A 3,370-nucleotide genomic window follows, 5' to 3' on the forward strand; every position below is an offset into this window, starting at 1 on the left:
AGCGCCGAGAAAAGCCCAGCAAATGTCTGCTGCAAATCTGTGTGAATGTACGGGGGCATTTCCGGTGGACGTTTATCACTGGCAGTAAATGTCGACAGTTCGCCTGCCAGTTGCAACAGCTCGGTATAGAGTGTCAGAGGATGCAGAGTCGCTAACTGAGTCAGATGCTTCACCAACGGCTGCACGCGGTTAATGACCTGTAGCAAAAGGTAATCTGCAATTTCGGCAGAACCTGAACGTCCTGAATCGCTCAGGCGATGGCTCAAAGCTTCACCACGCTGACGCAGCAGGCCTGACACTTCTTCGATGTAACCTTTAATTTCACCACTGACCGAACAATCGAGCACGGGCGGTATAAATGTTTTATCGAGTTTTACCGGATTTCCCGGTAACCGTTCTGCGATGCGGGCAATGCCAATACAGGCGTAACCACCGAGGTCTTCTGAACCCAGTTTAAAGCAGGTAGACAATTTCCCGATCTGGATGCGCGCCGACTGGCCGGACGAAGACGAGCTGTCACGCGCATCGAAGTTGTAAGTCTGGAAGCGTGCCTGTGGGAACTCTTCGGCATCCCGAACCGATTCCTGAGCACCCGGGCGACGCATAGGCACGCACAGGTAAACAATCTCATCCCGGGTATTTTCAGGAATCTCAATAATCGGTGGAAGCTCTTCTGCTTCAGGCGCCAATATCGGCGTGCCGTCCGGAAAAATACCGCGAACTGAAGAAATAGAGACTTTGCCCAGCTCAAGCGCCTCGACATCGATCGTCAGCTCCTGAATACCCCAGTAATAACTACCAACGGCCCCGGTGCGAACATCAACAAGGCGCTCAACAAAACGATCCTGCTGCTGAAAATGCTGAGGGCGCAGGAACATTCCTTCCGACCAGATTACCTTGTTCTTTGAAGACATGAGTCATCCTTTCCGTAACTGCACAGACCGTACAGTGAATTCCGAATTCTGAATAGCGCGACCGTCAGAGTTGTGAAGAACGATCGCTACGTAGTTTCTTATGAGGCGTAGCAGCACTGTTGTCTTCTTCTTTCTCAACAACGGCAATCTGATTTCCCTCGATACCGACCTGAACCACATTTTCGTTGTGTTCCAATACTGGAATGACCAGTAACGCCTCGGCGTCACGATATTGAATAAACTCAGCCATCAGCCCCAGATACTTAACTTCGGTCGCCAGCTCGATGGTTTCGATACGCTGCTCACCCGGGGTCAGTTCTTTCAGCACAATGGTATCGATCAGATCTTTACCCAGACGAGCCGGTGCGCCCTCGTACAGACTCAGGAAATCTTCCCGACTGAACTGACGATCATCAGCCAGCTTAAATACATGGATCACGACCGGTGACGGACGATCATCTGCATCCGGGTTGATCTGCGTGCCTGCCGTAAATTCGATAACGGCACTGGTATCCATATTCAACGCTTTACGCGCCGACTGACACCCCGACATCATCGCCAGTACCAGCACCAGCGAAACCAGGTGCCATCCTTTCTTAAACTGCATTGTTTTTCCTAAAAGTAATCAGGTACGGTTAAGCGCCCGTGTATTTTTAAGCTCGGCCAACTGCTTTTCGTAGGCGCGGGCAAATTCTTCACCAAATAACTGGTTGTATGTCGTCTCGTAGTCCGACTTCAGAGCCTTAAAGTACTGCTCGAAAGCGACCCAGTTTTTCGCATCTTTGTTACCCAGTAGCGAATCACGGGCATTAATGTGCTGCTTCAGGTTGTCCGGGTCAAAATGTTTAAACATCGTATCGTACGCGGCATGCATGCCTTTCAGGACAGCCACCTGATGATCAGACAAGTCATCAAAGCTGTCGCGCACCGCATCCTGAGGACGCATAAATGCAGACGCATCGCGGATGAACATCATCTTCAGAGCGTCTTCTGCGTTGGCAGAAAATTTCAGCGGGTTGTTATCCACTGTCTGAATCATGGTGTGTTGCACACGAAGCTCGTTTTTAATCGCGGTACGGGCACGCAACAGATCAATCAGGCGGGTCACGGCCTCATTTACAATGCCTGAGACCTCCGGCATTAAGCTATCCAGCTGATCATCCGAGATATTATTCAGGCCCATAAGACTGGCCAGCTGTCGGACATCAACACTCGACGTGCCTGCACCAGACGCAGCCTGAGCTGATCCAGAACCAGGCTGACCAGCCCCGAACGCAGCCTGACCCTGACGGGAGGCTGCAGGTATTGGTTCCGGGATCTGCGATTCAGGCACAGGAGGCACCTGCTGCGAATCAGGAAATGACGAAAACGCCGGTGGCGTAGTCTGTGGTTTCTCGGGAGACGCAGGTATCCCGAACAAACTATCAATATCATCAGCTCCGCCCGCAACCGCTTCAGATGCTGCAAACGGATTCGGCTCTGACGCGGGCGACGATGAAGCAAAAGAATCTGACGCAAAAGAATCTGAAGCAAACGGGTCAGGAGTCTGAGAGTGCTGCGATTGAGGGGCCAGCTGCACAGGCGCCTCTGGCCGAGGAATTCTGATGTTCTGCTGTTCTACAGGGGCATGATCTGATGCTGATCCGCTTTTCCACCAGTCGTCATTATCATCCCAACCGGACGACGACGGTGCAGGATCTGAAAAAGCCGGTTTATTTAACGCAGCGAGGGGATCATTGCCCGATGACGACGATCCAAACGACCCTCCGAATAAGGAATCATCCGATGACGATGAACCCCACGGGTCATCTTTAGCAGAGCCCACCGACTGAGACACGACAGCGCCCCAGTCCTGTTCTGGTTGTTTCGGTGTCTGAGCACCCGGCTCAAGCCAGGAATCTAACTGACTGGCACTGTTCGCCGACTGCTGCTTCGCGGCCGTTGCCGGGTTAAACGTCGTGCGATCTCCTTTATCAAGGAAATCTGCCGACCCTAAATCAGCCGGAATCGCGGGCTCAGCCGGAGGCGCCTTAAGAGTGACCTGCAACTGATACTCACCACAGATTAAAACATCGCCTGCGGCCAGAGGGTGCGGCTTACCGGGACCAAGAGGGTCCTGACTGTCATTCACAAATGTACCGTTGGTGCTGTGGTCCAGCAACGAAAAGCGACCATCAGCGAACACAACCTCAAGATGACGTGAAGAAAGAATGCGCTCGGTATCCGGCAATACCCAATCGTTGGAGTCGGCACGTCCGACTGAGCCACCCGCACTGCGGAAGACTTTCGTGTGATTGAGCATATTGGCGTGAGGCGGGCATTCGACGACCGTCAGAATCAAGTCCATTTCTTCACCGTAGGTTTCCTGTGGTTCAGCGGCAAAAAGAGAATAACCGCAGCGCAGACGAGCGGTCACAACAGACACCTGTCTTGAGCCGCGCGAGCAAGTCCTATAA

The 3,370-nt window shown here is 52.6% G+C and carries 3 protein-coding genes; all 3 read right to left on the bottom strand.

The window, feature by feature from the left end; all coding sequences use genetic code 11:
* Nucleotides 1–914 (bottom strand): type VI secretion system baseplate subunit TssK (gene tssK / locus B2067_RS12510; RefSeq protein WP_301388674.1); only part of this gene is annotated, 914 nt, incomplete at its 3' end.
* Nucleotides 915–978: 64 nt separating this feature from the next.
* Nucleotides 979–1,521: a type VI secretion system lipoprotein TssJ gene (gene tssJ / locus B2067_RS12515; RefSeq protein ID WP_273089287.1), complete on the bottom strand. Its 543-nt coding sequence runs from the start codon at nucleotides 1,519–1,521 to the stop codon at nucleotides 979–981.
* Nucleotides 1,522–1,539: 18 nt separating this feature from the next.
* Nucleotides 1,540–3,370, bottom strand: a 1,831-nt coding sequence (gene tagH, locus B2067_RS12520) for a type VI secretion system-associated FHA domain protein TagH (RefSeq protein WP_301388675.1), incomplete at its 5' end; no start/stop codon positions are given.

This window comes from Thalassolituus sp. UBA2590, assembly GCF_002339775.1.
Lineage (GTDB): Bacteria > Pseudomonadota > Gammaproteobacteria > Pseudomonadales > Oceanobacteraceae > Thalassolituus.

What these genes read in the sequence shown, in the direction of transcription:
- tssJ (WP_273089287.1), bottom strand. Translation starts at nt 1,521, where the DNA reads ATGCAGTTTAAGAAAGGATGGCACCTGGTTTCGCTGGTGCTGGTACTG.